Annotated in this window: 20 protein-coding genes; 7 read left to right on the top strand and 13 right to left on the bottom strand. The window is 65.2% G+C overall.

Annotated features, from left to right (window positions below):
- Positions 1–9: 9 nt before the first annotated feature.
- The 4 genes from ACVWY1_RS03450 to ACVWY1_RS03435 all read right to left on the bottom strand — a co-directional run bounded on the left by ACVWY1_RS03450 (position 10) and on the right by ACVWY1_RS03435 (position 3800).
- On the bottom strand, positions 10–1158 hold the full coding sequence (locus tag ACVWY1_RS03450) for a PQQ-dependent sugar dehydrogenase (protein ID WP_457377785.1): 1149 nt from the start codon (positions 1156–1158) through the stop codon (positions 10–12).
- A gap of 21 nt (positions 1159–1179) precedes the next feature.
- On the bottom strand, positions 1180–1500 hold the full coding sequence (locus ACVWY1_RS03445) for a hypothetical protein (RefSeq protein WP_457377784.1): 321 nt from the start codon (positions 1498–1500) through the stop codon (positions 1180–1182).
- A 231-nt stretch (positions 1501–1731) separates the two neighbouring features.
- Entirely contained in the window at positions 1732–2697 is a 966-nt protein-coding gene (gene speB / locus ACVWY1_RS03440; protein ID WP_277504957.1) for an agmatinase, read from the bottom strand.
- A 23-nt stretch (positions 2698–2720) separates the two neighbouring features.
- Positions 2721–3800 (bottom strand): extracellular solute-binding protein, encoded by a 1080-nt coding sequence (locus ACVWY1_RS03435; protein WP_102683281.1) that lies wholly within the window; start codon positions 3798–3800, stop codon positions 2721–2723.
- A gap of 102 nt (positions 3801–3902) precedes the next feature.
- Between ACVWY1_RS03435 and ACVWY1_RS03430 the strand changes: the two genes are divergently transcribed.
- Both ACVWY1_RS03430 and ACVWY1_RS03425 read left to right on the top strand, forming a co-directional pair.
- A complete protein-coding gene (locus tag ACVWY1_RS03430; RefSeq protein WP_277504958.1) occupies positions 3903–4799 on the top strand; it encodes a LysR family transcriptional regulator in 897 nt (298 codons plus the stop codon).
- Between the two features lie 87 nt (positions 4800–4886).
- Positions 4887–5357, top strand: a complete 471-nt coding sequence (locus ACVWY1_RS03425; RefSeq protein WP_277504959.1) for an LEA type 2 family protein — start codon at positions 4887–4889, stop codon at positions 5355–5357.
- Positions 5358–5382: 25 nt separating this feature from the next.
- Here ACVWY1_RS03425 and ACVWY1_RS03420 read toward each other — a convergent pair whose 3' ends face one another.
- Positions 5383–6324 (bottom strand): carbon-nitrogen hydrolase family protein, encoded by a 942-nt coding sequence (locus ACVWY1_RS03420; RefSeq protein WP_110700896.1) that lies wholly within the window; start codon positions 6322–6324, stop codon positions 5383–5385.
- 67 nt (positions 6325–6391) lie between these two features.
- A complete protein-coding gene (locus ACVWY1_RS03415; RefSeq protein ID WP_277504962.1) occupies positions 6392–6655 on the bottom strand; it encodes a hypothetical protein in 264 nt (87 codons plus the stop codon).
- 131 nt (positions 6656–6786) lie between these two features.
- Here ACVWY1_RS03415 and ACVWY1_RS03410 point away from each other — a divergent pair, with 131 nt between their 5' ends.
- Positions 6787–7107, top strand: a complete 321-nt coding sequence (locus tag ACVWY1_RS03410) for a DUF883 family protein (RefSeq protein WP_031315252.1) — start codon at positions 6787–6789, stop codon at positions 7105–7107.
- A 1-nt stretch (position 7108) separates the two neighbouring features.
- Here ACVWY1_RS03410 and miaE read toward each other — a convergent pair whose 3' ends face one another.
- A complete protein-coding gene (gene miaE, locus ACVWY1_RS03405) occupies positions 7109–7726 on the bottom strand; it encodes a tRNA-(ms[2]io[6]A)-hydroxylase (RefSeq protein ID WP_046854995.1) in 618 nt (205 codons plus the stop codon).
- 157 nt (positions 7727–7883) lie between these two features.
- Between miaE and ACVWY1_RS03400 the strand changes: the two genes are divergently transcribed.
- Positions 7884–8747 (top strand): universal stress protein, encoded by an 864-nt coding sequence (locus ACVWY1_RS03400; RefSeq protein WP_277504965.1) that lies wholly within the window; start codon positions 7884–7886, stop codon positions 8745–8747.
- 227 nt (positions 8748–8974) lie between these two features.
- Complete coding sequence (locus tag ACVWY1_RS03395) at positions 8975–9841, top strand: LysR family transcriptional regulator (protein WP_457377783.1); 867 nt, start codon at positions 8975–8977, stop codon at positions 9839–9841.
- On the opposite strand, the gene ACVWY1_RS03390 is transcribed toward ACVWY1_RS03395, so the two are convergent.
- From ACVWY1_RS03390 to ACVWY1_RS03370, 5 genes are all read right to left on the bottom strand, one after another.
- Positions 9815–10972, bottom strand: a complete 1158-nt coding sequence (locus ACVWY1_RS03390; protein WP_139669944.1) for an HPP family protein — start codon at positions 10970–10972, stop codon at positions 9815–9817. The genes ACVWY1_RS03395 and ACVWY1_RS03390 overlap by 27 nt on opposite strands.
- Positions 10973–11212: 240 nt before the next feature.
- Entirely contained in the window at positions 11213–12532 is a 1320-nt protein-coding gene (locus ACVWY1_RS03385; RefSeq protein ID WP_277504966.1) for a sensor histidine kinase, read from the bottom strand.
- A complete protein-coding gene (locus tag ACVWY1_RS03380; protein ID WP_457377782.1) occupies positions 12529–13197 on the bottom strand; it encodes a response regulator transcription factor in 669 nt (222 codons plus the stop codon). The genes ACVWY1_RS03385 and ACVWY1_RS03380 overlap by 4 nt, the downstream gene beginning before the upstream one ends.
- On the bottom strand, positions 13198–13512 hold the full coding sequence (locus ACVWY1_RS03375; RefSeq protein WP_102683273.1) for a PepSY domain-containing protein: 315 nt from the start codon (positions 13510–13512) through the stop codon (positions 13198–13200). It lies immediately after the preceding gene.
- Positions 13512–13817: a PepSY domain-containing protein gene (locus ACVWY1_RS03370; protein ID WP_102683272.1), complete on the bottom strand. Its 306-nt coding sequence runs from the start codon at positions 13815–13817 to the stop codon at positions 13512–13514. Before ACVWY1_RS03370 ends, ACVWY1_RS03375 begins: the two co-directional genes overlap by 1 nt.
- A gap of 194 nt (positions 13818–14011) precedes the next feature.
- On the opposite strand from ACVWY1_RS03370, the gene ACVWY1_RS03365 reads away from it, so the two are divergent.
- Positions 14012–15091 (top strand): patatin-like phospholipase domain-containing protein, encoded by a 1080-nt coding sequence (locus ACVWY1_RS03365; protein WP_139669939.1) that lies wholly within the window; start codon positions 14012–14014, stop codon positions 15089–15091.
- Positions 15092–15144: 53 nt separating this feature from the next.
- The gene (gene queD, locus ACVWY1_RS03360) at positions 15145–15501 is read left to right on the top strand and encodes a 6-carboxytetrahydropterin synthase QueD (RefSeq protein WP_023630589.1); all 357 of its coding nucleotides are present in this window, start codon (positions 15145–15147) and stop codon (positions 15499–15501) included.
- Positions 15502–15615: 114 nt separating this feature from the next.
- Here queD and ACVWY1_RS03355 read toward each other — a convergent pair whose 3' ends face one another.
- Positions 15616–16095, bottom strand: a complete 480-nt coding sequence (locus ACVWY1_RS03355; RefSeq protein WP_046854916.1) for a DUF1289 domain-containing protein — start codon at positions 16093–16095, stop codon at positions 15616–15618.
- Positions 16096–16391 lie beyond the last annotated feature (296 nt).

Here is a 16391-nt window from a genome sequence, read left to right as displayed (position 1 = left end):
CGAGGACGATCAGCCCTCTGTCAGCCCCACCCTCAGCAAGGCGCCATCCTTGGCATCGGTCAGCACGTACAGATAGCCATCCGGCCCTACCCGAACATCGCGAATCCTCGCCTTCAGGTCACCCAACAGTCTTTCTTCATGCACGACCTTGTCGCCATCGAGCTTCAGCCGGATCAACTCCTGTGTCGCCAGCGCTCCGATGAACAGGCTGTGGTCCCAGGCCTTGAACGTAGGGCTGTCGTAGAACGCCATGCCGCTGATGCCCGGCGACTTTTCCCACACATGATGCGGGTCGGCCATGCCAGCGACATGCTTGCCCTTGGCTTCGGGAATCGGCAGCAACGAATAATTGATGCCGTGGGTAGCGATCGGCCAGCCATAGTTCGTGCCCGCCTTGGGGATGTTGATCTCGTCGCCGCCACGCGGGCCATGCTCGTGGGTCCAGAGCTTGCCGGTCCAGGGATTCAGCGCCGCGCCCTGCTGGTTGCGGTGGCCGAACGACCAGATCTCCGGGCGTACGTTGTCGCGCCCGACGAAAGGGTTGTCCTTGGGCACCTCGCCGTCGGACAGGATGCGCACGACCTTGCCCTGTAGCTTGTCCAGGTCCTGCGACGTGGCGCGCTGGTTGTTCTCGCCCAGGGCGATGAACAGGTAGCCGTCACGGTCGAACACCAGCCGCGAGCCGAAATGGTTGCCTTCGGACAGCTTGGGCTGCTGGCGGAAGATCACCGTGAAGTTCTCCAGGCGCGACCGGTCCTGGGTCAGCTGGCCACGGCCGACGGCGGTACCCGCCTTGCCATCGTTGCCCTCCTCGGCATAGGACAGGTAAACGGTTCGATCCTTGGCGAACTCAGGCGAGAGCACCACATCGAGCAGGCCACCCTGGCCCTCGGCCCAGACCTTGGGCACGCCGGACAGCGGCGGCCCGACCTTGCCTTCAGCGTTGACGATGCGCAGGTTGCCGGGGCGTTCGGTGACCAGCATGTCCTTGCCGCCGGGCAGGAAGGCCAGCGCCCAGGGATTGCGCAAGCCGTCAGCGACAGTACTGACGGTCAGTCGGCCCTCCTCGCTGGGGTACTGCTGTTCTGCGGCGGCCTGCGCCAGCAGGGGGAACAGGCTGGCGGCGGCCAGGGTGGTCAACCAGATGCGTGGCGTCATGCTCGCTTCCTTCGCAAGGGCTCACGGCACGCGCGGTGAATCGCGTGGTGGGCGGGTGGGTTCCAGGTTCGGGGTCTGCTGTTCGCGGCGCAGGTTTTCGCCGTTGCCGATGCCGCGATTATCGAGTGTGGGAGGTCGCGGGTTGGGTTGCGTGGACGGGCCGCGCACAGGCGGCATTGCCGGCACGCTGCCCTGACGGCTGTTGGGATTGGCGCGCATGATCGGGCTGTTGTACGGGTTGTTGCTGTCGTTGGCGGCAATCAGCGGCGACGCCAAGGGAGCGGCCTGGAGTGGCAAGGCCAGCAACAGGCCGAGGCCCAGGATTGGCAGTGTGGGATTCATGCTTCACCTCCGGTACGAAAAGGCGCGCTCGAAGGTTGGATAGCCTACGGCGCGCAGGGTTCGACGCAAAAGGATGAATTTGGGTCCTGATGTTTCAGTATGCGCCCCCTGGGGCTGCCATGCAGCCCAATCGCCGGCAAGTCGGCTCCCACACCGTGCGCACCAGCCTTGAGCCATGCGCCTTCCTGTGGTAGTCGGCGTGCCGGCAATTGCCGCAGCGCGGCCCTGGCGTTACCCGGCTCTATCAACCTTGTGCCGCGCCGCATACAGGCACAGCATCTCCATCGCCAGGGTCGCGCCGGCCAGCGCGGTGATATCGGCATGGTCATAGGCCGGCGCCACCTCCACCAGGTCCATCCCCACCAGGTTGATCCCGCGCAACCCGCCGAGGATCTCCAGCGCCTGCACCGTGCTCAGGCCGCCGCATACCGGCGTGCCGGTGCCGGGGGCGAAGGCCGGGTCCAGGCAGTCGATATCGAAGGTCAGGTACACCGGCCGGTCGCCCACCCGCTGGCGGATGGCAGCAACGATCGCCTCGGTGCCCTGGCGATGCACCTGGCGGGCGTCGAGAATGGCGAAGCCCTGGCTGTCGTCGTTGGTGGTGCGCAGGCCGATCTGCACCGAGCGCGCCGGGTCCACCAGCCCTTCCCGCGCCGCGTGCCAGAACATCGTGCCATGGTCGATGCGCTGGCCCTCCTCGTCCGGCCAGGTGTCGCTGTGCGCGTCGAAGTGCACCAGCGCCAGCGGGCCATGCCGACGGGCATGGGCCTTGAGCAGCGGATAGCTGATGAAATGGTCTCCGCCCAAGGTGAGCATGGCGCAGCCGGCCTCGAGAATGTGCTCGGCATGCGCCTCGATGCTCTGCGGCACCGACCGCGGCGTACCGCTATCGAACGCACAGTCGCCGTAGTCGATCACCGCCAGGTGGTCGAACGGATCGAACGCCCATGGCCAGTGCCGGGCCCAGGCCTGTTGCACCGAGGCGGCGCGGATCGCACGCGGACCGAAGCGCGCGCCGGGCCGATTGCTGGTCGCGGTGTCGAACGGCACGCCGCTGACCACCACGTCGACACCCCGCAAATCGCGGCTGTAGCGACGCCGGGAGAAACTGGTGATGCCGGCGTAGGTGCTCTCGGCGGCAGTGCCGTAGAGGCTGTCACGGGTGATGGCCTGGTCGTTGTCTTGGGCGAGGTCCACGGTATATCTCCTGTTGTTGTCATTCACTGCCGGCTGCGGAAGGCGGTCCACAGGCGGTTGCGCTGGCGCAGGTCGGCCAGCGCCATGCTGCGGTCGGCGAACAGGCGCTGGCGCACCGCGGCCGGGGGATAGATGTCCGGGTCGTCGCGGATCGCCTCGTCCACCAGCGGCGTGGCGGCCTGGTTGGCGTTGGCGAAGAACAGCGTGTTGGTCAGCGCCGCCACTGAGTCGGGGCGCAGCATGAAGGTGATGAAGGCGCGTGCAGCCTCAGGATGCGGTGCGTCCTTGGGGATTACCAGGTTGTCCTGCCACACCAGTGTGCCCTCACGGGGGATGCGGTAGATCAGCTCGAATGGCTTGCCGGCGCGGCGCGCCTGGTCGGCGGCCATGGCGGCGTCGCCGTTGTAGGTGAGCGCCAGGCACACACTGCCATTGGCCAGGTCATTGATCTGGCGGCCGTTGGCCACGTAGCTGATCGACGGCTGCAGTTGCTGCAACAGCGCCTGGGCTGCGTCCAGGTCGGCCTTGTCCTGGCTGTAAGGGTCCTTGCCCAGGTAGTTGAGGGTCACGCCGATCACTTCCTGTGGCGAGTCCGGCATGGCGATGCCGCAGTCCTTCAGGCGGCTGGCGTACTCAGGCTTGAACAGCAGGTCGAGGCTGTCCAGGGGCACATCGCCCAGGCGCTGGCGCACGGCCTCGACATTCACCCCCAGCCCCAGCGTGCCCCAGGTGTAAGGCACGGCATGGCGGTTGCCGGGGTCGGCCTCGGCCAGCTTGGCCAGCAGGTCCGGGTCGAGGTTGGCATAGCCGGGCATCGCCTGCGCCTCCAGCGGCTGCAGGGCGCCGGCCTTGAGGGCTCGGGCCAACACCGTGGCCGACGGCACCACCACGTCGTAGCCGCTGCCACCGGTGAGCAGCTTGGTCTCCAGCACCTCGGTGGTGTCGAAGGTGTCGTAGCGGACCTTGTAGCCGGTCTCCTTCTCGAAACGCTCCAGGGTCTGCGGGGCGACATAGTCGGCCCAGCTGTACAGGTTGACGACCTTCTCTTCGGCCTGCAGCGGCAGGGCGATCAGCAATGAAAGCAGGCACAACGTCGAACGCATGGCGGACACCTCGGCATAGGGGTGGATGCCGCCAGCATGCCTGTCGGGTTACATTGCAAAAATGGCAACTTTACGAAGCTGACATTCACCAGGAGCAATGTGATGCTCGGACAATTGCACGACCCGGACCTGCACCTGCTGCGGCTGTTCGTCACTGTAGTCGAGGCCGGCGGCTTCAGCGCCGCCCAGGGTGTGCTGGGGCTCAGCCAGCCCAGCATCAGCCAGCAGATGGCGAAACTGGAGACCCGCCTGGGTTATCGCCTGTGCAGCCGGGGCAAGGGCGGCTTCCGGCTGACCGAGAAAGGCGAGTTGCTGTTGCAGGCCACCCGCGGCCTGCTGCTGCAGATCGAGCAGTTCCGCCAGCAGGCCAATGGCGTGGCCGGGCGCTTGCTGGGCAGCGTGCGCATCGGCCTGGCCGAGAACCAGGACCGTGACGTCAGCCTGCGCCTGGCCCAGGCCATCGCGCGGTTTCGCCAGCGTGACGAGAGCGTGCGCCTGGAACTGACCAGCGCGCCACCGGCCGAACTCGAACGCTTGCTGCTGGAGCAGCGCCTGGACTGCGCCATCAGCTACTTCTCCGGCAACCAGGCGGCGTTCGACTACCTGCCGCTGTTCGAGGAGCGCCAGAGGCTTTACTGCGGCAAGGGGCACGTCTTGTTCACCCAGGCCCAGGTAACCCGCGAGCAGTTGCTCGAGGCCGACCAAGTGAGCCACCCCTATCGTTTTCTCAAACAGGGCGAGCCCTTCCAGAGCCGCCACAGCATGGCGGTGGCAGAGCAGATCGACAGCGCCTTGACGTTCATCCTTTCAGGACGACACATCGGCTTTCTGCCGTGCCACTGTGCCGCGCCCTGGGAAGCCCAAGGCCTGTTGCGAGCGTTGGATACCGCGCTGGATTTCGTGGTGCCGTTCACCCTGGCCAGGCATCGCGGGCAAACACCCGGCGAGGCGCAGCAAGCCTTCATGGAAGACCTGCGCATGACATTCAGCTCGCGCTAGGCCCGGAACGTCGGCAGGCCCCGCTTTCATCACCACCGCGCATTTGCGACACTGCCGACTCGCCCGCGCCACGAGGCCTTGATCACCATGTATGCCCGCGTCTGCCTGATCCTGCTGCTGACCCTTGGCCTGAATGCCTGCGCCCTGTTCCAGGGTCGCGACCCGCTGAACATCAGCGTGATCGGCATCGACCCCCTGCCCGGCCAGGACCTGGAGCTGCGCATGGCCGTGAAGATCCGCGTGCAGAACCCCAACGAAACCCCGGTGGATTTCAACGGCATCGCCCTCAACCTGGAGGTCAACGACCAGCCCCTGGCGGCCGGGGTGAGCGACCAGCGCGGGCATATCGGCCGCTACGACGAAGCGGTGCTGGTGGTGCCGGTGAGCGTCACCGCCTTCGCCTTCCTGCGCCAGGCCTACGGCCTGAGCCGGGTGGACTCGCTGCAGGGCCTGCCCTATGTATTGCGCGGCAAGCTGGCGGGAGGGCCGCTGGGTACCGTGCGCTTTACCGACAAAGGCAAGCTCGACCTGCCAACGACCGCAGGCCCTGCCTGGTAATCAGCTTTACCGGCAGGCTGGCAGATCACTCACCTGCGCCGGATGAACCGACGAAACGTACTCCGGGCCGCGGACGCTCGTCCACGCTGAGCTCGAACACATCCGGCCGCGCATAGTGGCCGACCACGTCGAAGTCGTAGCGTGCACGCACCAGTTCATCGGTATCGACCTCGGCGCAAAGCAGGCCACGCTCGCCCACCAGCGGCCCGGCCAGCACCTCCCCAAGTGGGCCGACGATCACGCTGCCGCCGTTGATCAATGGCCGTTCGGCCGGCCAGTTGGCCACCTCCAGGCCCAGTGCGGCGGGCGAATCCTGCACCTGGCAGGCGCTGATGACAAAGCAGCGCCCCTCGGCGGCGATATGGCGCATGCTCACCTGCCAAAGCTCGCGCTCGTCCACTGTCGGCGCGCACCACAGTTGCACACCCTTGGCGTACATCGCAGTGCGCAGCAGCGGCATGTAGTTCTCCCAGCACACTGCCGCGCCGATGCGCCCGGCACGGCTTTCGATTACCGGCAGTGTGGAGCCGTCGCCCTTGCCCCAGATCAGCCGCTCGGTACCGGTGGGCATCAGCTTGCGGTGCTTGGCCACCAGGCCGGTGTGCGGCTCGAAGAACAGCACCGTGCAATACAGGGTATTGCCGCTGCGCTCGATCACGCCGATCACCAGGCTCGCTCCGGTACGCGCCGACAAGCCGGCCAAGGTGTCGGTCTCGGGCCCCGGTACATCAATGGCATTGGCGAAATAGCGGGCGAAGGCTTCACGCCCCTCGGGCAGGCGATAGCCGAGCTGGGTGCCGAACCCTTCGCCTTTCGGGTAGCCACCGAGCAAGGCCTCGGGCATCACCACCAGGCTGGCGCCGGCATCATGGATAGCCTGCTCGTAGTCGAGGATCTGCGCCAGGGTGGCGGCCTTGCCGCCAGGCAGGGAACCGATCTGCAGGGCGGCGACGATGGACTTGGGCATCGAGGGAACTCCAGTCAGGAAGGTCTGTTGGATTCTCCAGCGCAGGCGTTCGGGGTGTTCGCCTGGCTCAGCGGTTGGCGCTGGCGGCGGCCATCATCTTGTTCACTTCGCTGCGCACCAGTTGGTTGAACTCCGGCGGCGACATGACGTCGAGTTCGGCACGTACCCATTCCGCCCATTTGCCCTTGCGCCGCGGCTTCTCTGCGATCAGTCGCGCCGCCTCGCCCTTGGCCTTGCCCAGGTTGTTCTGCCAGTAGTCGAACAAGCGGGCCTTTTCTGCCTCGATCTGCGCCCGTTCCTGGAAGCTCATGTTGGCCAGATTGAAACTCATCGGGTATTACCTGCCGCTGGAAAATGGGCGCTATCTTACACTGCGTCGACGCGCCACCGGTACGCCACTGCAACTTTCCCGTCACCGTGGCATCCACTGTTCAACGCCCAACCCTTCACGAGGATGTGTACATGGCCAGGAAAACCGCTGCGCAAGGCAACAACGACCAGATCAAGGATCAGGTGTTCAGCGAACTGCAGGCATTGATCGAGGAATCCGAGAAGCTGCTCAGCGACAGCGCGTCGCTGGTCGGCGAGGAAGCCGAAGGCATGCGCGCGCAACTGGGGCTCAAGTTGCGCCAGGCGCGCGATGCCACCAGCCGCCTGGGCCAGAAGGCGCAGCCGGTGGTCGAGGCGACACAGGAGTATATCGGAGGTCACCCCTGGCAGACCGTGGCGATTTCCGCAGGCTTCGGCCTGGTGGTCGGGTTGCTGCTCGGTCGCCGGCAATAACTCAGGCGGCTTGCGCCTGGGGAATACCGCTGTGGAAACGCAGTTCCTGGTCGGGCGAGGTGATCAGCCCGACCTCCGCTTCGCGCACCTGCTCCACAACCCTGGCAATGTCCGCTTCGTCGCCATACTGGTGAGCCAGCTTCAGATAACCTTGATAGTGTCGCGCCTCGCTCTTGAGCAGGCCGTGATAGAAGGTGCCCAACTCCTCGTCCAGGTGCGGCACCAGGGCGGCGAAGCGTTCGCAGCTGCGCGCCTCGATGAAAGCCCCCACTACCAGGGTGTCCACCAGCTTCACCGGTTCATGCGCCCGCACCAGCCGCCGCAGCCCAGAGGCATAGCGCCCTGCCGACACCGGCCGTAGCGGCACGCCGCGGCGCTTCATCAGACGCAGCACTTGCTCGTGGTGCACCAGTTCCTCGCGGGCCAGGCGCGACATCATGTTGATCAGGTCGAGATGGGTGTTGTACTTGGCGATCAGGCTCAGCGCCGTGCTGGCGGCCTTGAACTCGCAATTCTTGTGATCGATCAGCAGGGTTTCCTGGTCGGCCAGTGCCGCCTCGATCCAGGCGTCAGGGGTGCGGCAACCCAGGAAGGCATCGATTTCAGGAATCAGGGACATGGTACTCACAATCACACGGGACATCGGCGGGACCGGCGATTATACCGGCGGCGGTGGCGAGCGCCAGTGACTATGCTTGATGCAGATCAACCGGCAACAGCCGCCGCGCCGTCTATAGTCAAGCATTGGTCGCCATCCGCGAAAGGAGTTCACGTCCATGCAAGCCGTGCGCAGCATCCTCGTCGTCCTCGACCCCGAGCACGCCCATAGCCGGGCCCTGACCCGGGCCAAACTGATTGCCGGGGTGACCGGTGCGCGCCTGCACCTGCTGATGTGCGACAAGAAGCAGGACCACAGCGCGCTGTTGAGCCTGCTAAGCAGCCAGTTGCATGATGATGGCTACGACAATGTCACCCATGAACAGAAGTGGAAGGACAGCCTGCACCAGTCGATCATCCATGTGCAGCAAGCGGAAGGCTGTGAACTGGTGATCAAGGAGCACCGCCCGGAAAACCCCTTGCGCAAGGCATTGCTGACCCCCAGTGACTGGAAGCTGCTGCGCGCGTGCCCCTGCGCGGTGCTGATGGTCAAGAGCGAACGCCCCTGGACCGGCGGCGTGATCCTGGCGGCGGTGGATGTGGGCAACCAGGACGAGGCCCATCGTCTGTTGCACGCCAGCATCATTGATCACGGCTATGACATCGCCAGCCTGGCCAAAGGCCAACTGCACGTGATCAGCGCCCATCCATCGCCGATGCTGTCGGCTTCCGACCCGGTCTATCAGCTCACGGAGACCATCGAGAAACGCTATCGCGAGGCGTGCACGGCGTTCCAGGCGGAATTCGATATTACCGATGACAGGCTGCATATCGCCGAAGGACCGGCCGACGTACTGATTCCCTATACCGAGAAGAAACTTGACGCTGTGGTGACCATCCTCGGCACCGTGGCCCGCACCGGCATCTCCGGGGCGCTGATCGGCAACACGGCGGAAGTGGTCCTGGATGCGCTGGAAGGCGATGTGCTGGTACTCAAGAGCGAAGAGGCCACGGCACACCTGGCTGAGCTGGCACGTGGCTGAACCAGCGCCCCAAACAGGTGCAATAGATCTAGTGTGGTGTTTCACAAATAACGACCATAACTCGCGGCGCTTTTTGCGCTCATGCAGCGTTGTCGCTCCTCGCCGTAGCTGGGCTACGACTCGTCGCGACGCCTTGCCTGAGCGCAAAAGTCGCTCGCGATTTATTGGTCGTATTTGCAAAACACCACACTAGAATAGGCCGCCTCTCCAGCCACAGAAGCAGCACCATGGACATCGATCAGGCCCGTACCTTCCTGGAAATCGTCCGCTGCGGCAGTCTGGTCGCCGCGGCTGAACGGCTGTTCGTCTCGCAGACGGCAATCAGCGCCCGTGTGCAGCGCCTGGAGCAGCAACTGGGCTGCCAGCTGTTGGTGCGCAGCCGCAACGGCGCCAGCCTGACCGCTGACGGCGAGGCCTTCGTCAGCTATGCCAACCAGCTGGTGCAGACCTGGGAGGCGGCGCGCCGTGACCTGCCGCTGCCCCAGGGCTGCCAGCTGGTGCTGCATGTGGGCGCCGAAGTGAGCCTGGGCAATCCGATGCTGCTCGACTGGGTCAGCGCCTTGCACCAGGGCCTGCCCAGCCATGCCATCCGCAGCGAGGTCAGCGATGGCGAAGCACTGCTGCGCAAGGTGGAGATGGGCTTGCTCGACGCCGCGCTGGTCTACCAACCGACCTATGGTCCTGGCCTGCAAATCGAGCAATTGATGGAAGAGAAGCTGATCCGTGTGCGCCGGGTCGATGCGCCCGATCCGTACATCTACATCGACTGGGGCGAAGCTTTCCGCCGCCAGCACGACGCCGCCCTGCCCGAGCTGTCGCGCCCGGCCCTGAGCTTCAACCTCGGGCCCCTGGCCCTGCAGTTCATTCTCGAGCACGGCGGCAGCGGCTATTTCCGCACCCGGGTGGTCCAGGCCTACCTGCAAAGCGGGGTGTTCGAGCGCGTGCCCCAGGCGCCGGAGTTCACCTACCCGACCTTCCTGGTGCATGCCCGCGAGCGCGACAGCGAGGCGTTGCAGCAGGCCTTCAGCGTGTTGCGCCGGCTGGTGGCCGCTGGCGAAAGCGACTGGTCACAGCGCTGGGACCCGGTGATCTGAGCCCTGCGCCGCGGCAGTGAGCAGGTGCCGCTTGAGGCCGGCGATCAGGTCGGTCTGGGTGATCACCCCCACCAGCTTTTCATCGTCGAGCACCGGCAGGCAGTGCAGCCCCTGCTCACTGAGTAACGGCAACAGGCGCTCCAGCGGATGCTGGCTGCCGACGCTGACCACCCGACGGCTCATCACCTGTTCCAAGCGCACCACCTTGCGCCGGAACAGGCCACGCCAGCTGAAACGCCCACGCGCCATGGCCGGGCCGACCAGGTCGCTGAGGCTGACGATCCCCACCAAGCGCCCCTCTTCCAGTACCGGCAGGGTCTTGAGGTGATGGCCGGACAGCAGCTTCCAGGCCTGTTCGAGGGTGGTGCGCGGCGTTGCCCACTGCACGTCGCGGGACATCACCGAACTGGCGGTGATGCCGCCCAGGCTACGGTGCAGGGCGTGTTGCTCGGTGGCCAGGATGATCCGCTCCAGCTCGTCACGGGTGACATCGACGAACTCGCCGATCTCCTCCAGGGCCTGGTCCAGGTCTGCGGCGCAGATGCCGACTCGATCGCCCGGCAGCGCGTCGTGGGTGTGGTGCAGGTCGCGGCGCGGGGTCGCGCCCTTGGGGTAGCGCACGCCGGTCAGGCGGTTGTAGAGCACGGCCACGCCGACCAGGATCAGCGCATTGAGCAATACCGGCTCGAGCAGGTGGTCACCCATGGCCACCAGCCCCGGGTCGGCCAGCACGGCGCTGGCCGCCACGCCGCCACCGGGCGGGTGCAGGCAGCGCAGCAGGCACATCGCCAGGATGGCGATGCCCAACGCCGCGGCCGCGACCCACAACCCATCGCCGTATGCGTGACGCATGGCCAGGCCCACGGCAGCCGCCAACGCATAACTGCCCAGTACGGGCCAGGGCTGGGCCAACGGGCCCGAGTGCACGGCGAACACCAGCACCGCCGAGGCTGCCAGCGGCCCCAGCAAATGCAGGGCGATCGATGGCCCATAGGCCAGGCTGCACAGGTAACCCGCAAGAAACAGTCCAAGCAGCGCGCCTAGGCCTGCTCGCAACCATTCTCGGGGAGGGATGTTCAGGGGCGCCGGCAGCAGGCGCTGCAGGCGGGATTCGGGACGCGAGGCAGACATCGAGGTGATTTTGATCGTGTTCTTCTGATTGTAAAAAGAAAGCCCAGCGCGACCGGCCTGGGCCCTGTGTTGCGCAATGCAGTGGCGCAAGGGGCTCCTTCCTTGGAGAGATGGAAACCGCAAGGTTTCGTGGCCGGCATTGTGCCGGGCGCGGGTGGCGCTGGGCCAATTCAAAAAACTGCGGCTGTACTGCAATTTTTTTGCAGGCTTGATCCGGTCCCTCGGCAGGAACGGATTGATTCAGCGGACCTTGCGGGGCAGCTCGATACTCACTCGCAACCCGCCCAGTGGGCTTTCCAGCAGCGCAATGCGCCCACCCCAGGCCTCGACGATGTCGCGCACGATGCCTAGCCCCAGGCCATGGCCATCGACCTGCTCGTCCAGCCGCGAGCCGCGCTCGAGCACTTGCAGGCGTTGCGCCTCAGGGATGCCCGGGCCATCGTCATCGACCATCAACTGGTAGCCCTCGGTGGTGGGCGCGATGCCCAGGCGCACCTCGCTGTCGGCCCATTTGCAGGCGTTGTCCAGCAGGTTGCCGAGCAGCTCCAGTAAATCCTCGCGGTCCCAGGGCAGCAACAGGCCGGGCGGCGCGTCGCGTTCGAGCAGCAAGCCTTCACCATGGATCATCCCCAGCGTCGCCAGCAGCCCGGGCAGTTCAGCGTCGCAATCGAACTGCGCGCCAGGCAAGGCATCGCCGGCCAGGCGCGCGCGGTTGAGTTCGCGGGCCAGGCGTTGCTGGATCTGCTCCAGTTGCTCGCGCATTTGCGCGCGCACCTCGGGCAACGCCTGCAGGCGTTCACTGGTAGCCAGGCTGACAAGTACCGCCAGCGGCGTCTTCAAGGCATGGCCGAGGTTGCCCAGGGCATTGCGCGAACGGCGCAGGCTGTCTTCGGTATGGGTCAACAGGTGGTTGATCTGGTCCACCAGCGGTTGCAGTTCGCTGGGCACTTCGGCGTCCAGTTGCGAGCGCTGGCCCTGCTGCAACTGGGCGATCTGCTGGCGCGCCCGCTCCAGCGGGCGCAACGAGCGGGTCACGGTGAGGCGTTGCAGCACCAGTACCAATATCAACGCTACCAGCCCCAGGCCCAGGCCGATCTGTTGCATGCGTCGAAAGCCCTCACGCACCGGTGAGTAGTCCTGGGCCACGCTGATTGAGATGTCCTGGCCGAGCCGCCGGTAGTCCCCGCGATAGGCCAGCAGTTGCTGGCCGTCGGGACCGAGTTCGTGGCCATCGTCCAGGCCGGGCTTGCCAGGCTTGGGCATGTCCATGTCCCATAACGATCGGGAGCGCCAGGTACCCTGGTCGAAATCAATGCGGAAGTAGTAGCCCGAGAACGGCTGCTGGTAGGCTGCCGACAGCCGTCGCTCGTCCAACTGCAGGCCGGACGGGCCACGCACCAGCGCCACCAGCAGGTTTTCGCTTTCCTTGCGCAGGCCAGCTTCCAGGTAACGCTGCAGGCCCGCCTCGAACAGCCACAGGGTCAACTGCGCCAGGGCCAGCCCAACCACTACCAGTACCGCCACCAGGCCCAGGCTCAGGCGCGCCTGGATCGACTTCACGCGGCGCCCCCGGCATACACGTAGCCCTGGCCGCGGCGGGTCTCGATCACGCTGCGCCCCAGTTTGCGCCGCAGGTGGTTGACGTGCACTTCCAGCACATTGGAATCACGCTCGGTTTCCCCGTCGTAAAGGTGCTCGGCCAGGTGGCTCTTGGACAGCACCTGCCCCGGATGCAGCATGAAATAGCGCAACAGGCGGAACTCGGCGGCGGTGAGCTGGACATCGGCACCCTCACGGCTCACGCACTGGCGCGACTCGTCCAGATGCAGGCCGGCCGCTTCCAGTTTCGGCTGGTTGGCCAGCCCCTTGGCCCGGCGCAACAGGGCCTGGATGCGCAGTTGCAGCTCCTCGGGGTGGAAGGGCTTGCTCAGGTAGTCGTCGGCCCCGGCCTTGAGTCCCTCGATACGCTCGGCCCAGGAGCCACGGGCGGTGAGGATCAGCACCGGGGTGGCCAGACCGCTTGCGCGCCATTGCCCCAGTACTTCGAGCCCCGGCAGCCCAGGCAGGCCCAGATCGAGGATGATCAGGTCGTAGGGTTCGCTTTGGCCCTGGTACACCGCATCGCGGCCATCGGCCAGCCAGTCCACGGCATAACCCTGGCGCTGCAGGGTGGCGGTCAGTTCATCGGCCAGGGGGACATTGTCCTCGACAAGCAGCAGGCGCATTCAGTCGTCTTCCTCGTCTTTGAGCAGCGCGCCGGTGCGGGCGTCGAGCTTGATCTCGCGCACCACGCCTGCCGGGGTCAGCAGTTCGACCTCGTACTCGTAGCGCTCGTGCTTCTCTTCCAGTTCCGCCTCCAGCAGCCGTGCCCCGGGGTAACGCCCCAGGGCGGCTTCGAGCAATTGCTCCAGTGGCAGGATGATGCCCTTTTGCCGAAGCTCCAGGGCTTCATCCTGGTCCAGGTCGCGCGCGGCGGCCAGCGAACAGACGGTCAACAGCGCAAAGGCAAGATAGCGCGCCGTTCGCGGTAGATCGCTCATCAGTTGTCCCGAGCGTCCCGCAGCACTTCACCAGTCTTGGCATCAACGTCCACGTCCCATTCGGCGTTCTGCGCATCACGCAGCTCGACCTTGAGCACATAACGGCCATAGGTGTTTTCCAGCTCGGAATCCTTGATGGTGGAGCCGGGGTGCTTGGCCTTGGCGATGTCTGCGATTTTTTGCAACGACTGAACGGTACCTGCCTTTTCCAGGCCGCTGATCTCGTGAGCCGGCACATCGGCCAAGGCAACGCTCGCGCCAAGCATCAGGGCGGCGGTAGTAACAAGGGCAGTCAAAGTTTTCATGAGGTTCTCTCCTGCGAGATGTGCAATTTGTCTACGGGGTTAAGATTAACCACCGGTCCTTAACTCAACCTGAAAACAGCTGGCCGCATGATAGCGCAGCTTGCGACCTTGTCGCGGCCACGTGGGGCGGTGATGGCATCGCCGCCTCGCGATAAAGCCCTATACTGCCCGCCTGCCCTGCCCGAGACCCCGCCATGAGCGCCATCCACATCAAGTACCCCGCCCTGACCTTCAAGGCCGGCCAGCGCGCCTTGCGGCAGATTCGCGAGCGCGGCCTGCTGGCCGCCGATGTCGGCGTGCTGCCGGGCGCCGCCGGTGGCCCCAAGCCCTTGGGAATCCAGGGCCTGGACCTGGCGCTGTTCGGTGAATGGCTGCCGACGGCACCACGGCAACGGGCATTGATCGGCGCCTCGATCGGCTCCTGGCGTTTCGCCAGTGCCTGCCTCGACGACCCGGTGGCCGGCATCCGCCGCCTGGGCGAGCTGTATACCGAGCAGGATTTCGCCAAGGGCGTGACCCCCAGGGAAATCAGCCAGAGCTGCCAACGCATGCTCGACGACCTGCTGCAGGGCCGCGATGGGCAGATCCTCGCCAACCCGCACTATCGCCTGAACATCCTGGTGGTGAAGAGCCACGGCCAACTCGCCCACGACCACCGCGCACGCCTGGGGGTGGGGCTGGGCTCGGTGATCGCCAGCAACCTGCTGGGCCGCTCGCGCCTGGCGCGGCACTTCGAGCGGGTGATCCTGCACGATGAACGTGCCGCGCCGCCGCTGGAGGCGCTCACCGACTTCCCCTCGCGCAGCCTGCCGCTGGACCTGGCCAACCTGCGCCACGCCCTGCTCGCCTCGGGTTCGATCCCGATGGTCATGGAGGGTGTGCGCGACATCCCCGGCGCGGGTGCCGGCACCTACCGCGACGGCGGCTTGCTCGACTACCATCTGGACCTGCCCTACCGGGGCGACGACCTGGTGCTCTACCCGCACTTCACCGACAAGGTGGTGCCCGGCTGGTTCGACAAGGCCCTGCCCTGGCGCAAGGGCAATGCCACACGCCTGCAGAATGTGTTGCTGATGACCCCGTCGCCGCAGTACCTCGCCGCCCTGCCCTACGGCAAGCTGCCGGATCGCAACGACTTCAAGCGTTTCATGGGCGATGCGCCGAGCCGCAAGCGCTACTGGTACAAGGCCATCGCCGAAAGCCGGCGCCTGGGCGACGAACTGCTGGAGCTGATCGCCACCGGGCGGTTGCAGGATCAGTTGCAAGCCTTGTAGCGGGCATGCTGGTAGACTGCGCGCATCGTTGATTCACACAGAGTTATGCCAGCGTGGAAATCTTTAAGGAATTTACCTTCGAATCGGCTCACCGCCTGCCCAACGTCCCGGCCGGGCACAAGTGCGGCCGCCTGCATGGCCATTCGTTCAAGGTCGCCCTGCACCTGACCGGCCCGCTCGATCCGCACACCGGCTGGATCCGCGACTTCTCCGAGATCAAGGCGATCTTCAAGCCGATCTACGAGCAACTGGACCATAACTACCTGAACGATATTCCCGGGCTGGAAAACCCCACCAGCGAAGTGATCGCCAAGTGGATCTGGGATCAGGTCAAGCCGCTGCTGCCGGAACTGTCGAAGGTGCGCATCCACGAGACCTGCACCAGCGGGTGCGAGTACACCGGCGACTGATCGAGCATCTGCATGGGCCCTATCGCTGGCAAGCCAGCTCCCACAGGTCTTGCGCACGTTCTTAAGACAGCGCGGAACCTGTGGGAGCTGGCTTGCCAGCGATGAGGGCAACGCTTATTTCTGATCTGCCGCCAAAGCATCACGCAAGAAGCTCGGGGCGATATAGCGCTGGTAATGCGCCTCGGAAAGCAAAAAGAATTCCCGGTCGATGGCGTCGCGCAGCTGTGGCAGCTCCCAGTCGCGGAACTCCGGCAGCAAGGCCATCCCGTAGGCCTCCAGGTCACGAATCATCCGCGCCCCGCGGGCGATCAGCTGGTAGGCCCAGCAATATTCCGACTGCTGTGCCACATAGCGGATCGAACGCTGTTCGAGCTGCTCACGCAAGCGCGCTTTGTCGAACACTTCCAGCTTGGCCATCATCACCTGCACCAGCAGTTGCTCCAGGCGCAGCCACACGGCGCGCTTCTGCTCGTCGTCGTAGCCGTTCCAGTGGATCACTTCGTGGTGGAAGCGCTTGCAGCCGCGGCACACCAGGTCTCCATACACGGTGGAGCAGAGGCCGACGCAAGGCGTCTTGATGGATTGGTTGGACATGAAAAAACAACGGCTTGGCGGTGGAACACGGCCCCATGTTAGCCCTTTGTCTAACCAGGGTCACCCGTTAAAGTCTTCTTCGCCGCCTTACTTTCGGCTAATTTTTGCCGTAGAATCACTCCGCCTTTTCAAGGCAACCATGTCCGTTGGAAGCTGTTTTCAAAGCGTCACGAGCACAGTTCATCCGGTAGAACGGCGTTGGGCCGGGGCCACGGCGCCCCCGCGCCCCCCCCCCCCCCCAACACACACACCCACTAACACCCGAAAAATATTTAAAAACAGCAACTTATGGATAT

The sequence above is a fragment of the Pseudomonas sp. TE6288 genome (assembly GCF_054062095.1).
This window is presented reverse-complemented; position numbering and strand designations above follow the sequence as displayed.

Bases quoted from the DNA above. Each gene is read 5' to 3' on its own strand.
- ACVWY1_RS03380 (WP_457377782.1), bottom strand. From the start codon at position 13,197: ATGCGCCTGCTGCTTGTCGAGGACAATGTCCCCCTGGCCGATGAACTG.
- ACVWY1_RS03370 (WP_102683272.1), bottom strand. From the start codon at position 13,817: ATGAAAACTTTGACTGCCCTTGTTACTACCGCCGCCCTGATGCTTGGC.
- ACVWY1_RS03450 (WP_457377785.1), bottom strand. From the start codon at position 1,158: ATGACGCCACGCATCTGGTTGACCACCCTGGCCGCCGCCAGCCTGTTC.
- ACVWY1_RS03365 (WP_139669939.1), top strand. From the start codon at position 14,012: ATGAGCGCCATCCACATCAAGTACCCCGCCCTGACCTTCAAGGCCGGC.
- ACVWY1_RS03390 (WP_139669944.1), bottom strand. From the start codon at position 10,972: ATGTCTGCCTCGCGTCCCGAATCCCGCCTGCAGCGCCTGCTGCCGGCG.
- ACVWY1_RS03425 (WP_277504959.1), top strand. From the start codon at position 4,887: ATGTATGCCCGCGTCTGCCTGATCCTGCTGCTGACCCTTGGCCTGAAT.
- ACVWY1_RS03445 (WP_457377784.1), bottom strand. From the start codon at position 1,500: ATGAATCCCACACTGCCAATCCTGGGCCTCGGCCTGTTGCTGGCCTTG.
- ACVWY1_RS03400 (WP_277504965.1), top strand. From the start codon at position 7,884: ATGCAAGCCGTGCGCAGCATCCTCGTCGTCCTCGACCCCGAGCACGCC.
- ACVWY1_RS03430 (WP_277504958.1), top strand. From the start codon at position 3,903: ATGCTCGGACAATTGCACGACCCGGACCTGCACCTGCTGCGGCTGTTC.
- ACVWY1_RS03375 (WP_102683273.1), bottom strand. From the start codon at position 13,512: ATGAGCGATCTACCGCGAACGGCGCGCTATCTTGCCTTTGCGCTGTTG.
- ACVWY1_RS03395 (WP_457377783.1), top strand. From the start codon at position 8,975: ATGGACATCGATCAGGCCCGTACCTTCCTGGAAATCGTCCGCTGCGGC.
- ACVWY1_RS03435 (WP_102683281.1), bottom strand. From the start codon at position 3,800: ATGCGTTCGACGTTGTGCCTGCTTTCATTGCTGATCGCCCTGCCGCTG.
- ACVWY1_RS03420 (WP_110700896.1), bottom strand. From the start codon at position 6,324: ATGCCCAAGTCCATCGTCGCCGCCCTGCAGATCGGTTCCCTGCCTGGC.
- ACVWY1_RS03355 (WP_046854916.1), bottom strand. From the start codon at position 16,095: ATGTCCAACCAATCCATCAAGACGCCTTGCGTCGGCCTCTGCTCCACC.
- ACVWY1_RS03410 (WP_031315252.1), top strand. From the start codon at position 6,787: ATGGCCAGGAAAACCGCTGCGCAAGGCAACAACGACCAGATCAAGGAT.
- ACVWY1_RS03415 (WP_277504962.1), bottom strand. From the start codon at position 6,655: ATGAGTTTCAATCTGGCCAACATGAGCTTCCAGGAACGGGCGCAGATC.
- miaE (WP_046854995.1), bottom strand. From the start codon at position 7,726: ATGTCCCTGATTCCTGAAATCGATGCCTTCCTGGGTTGCCGCACCCCT.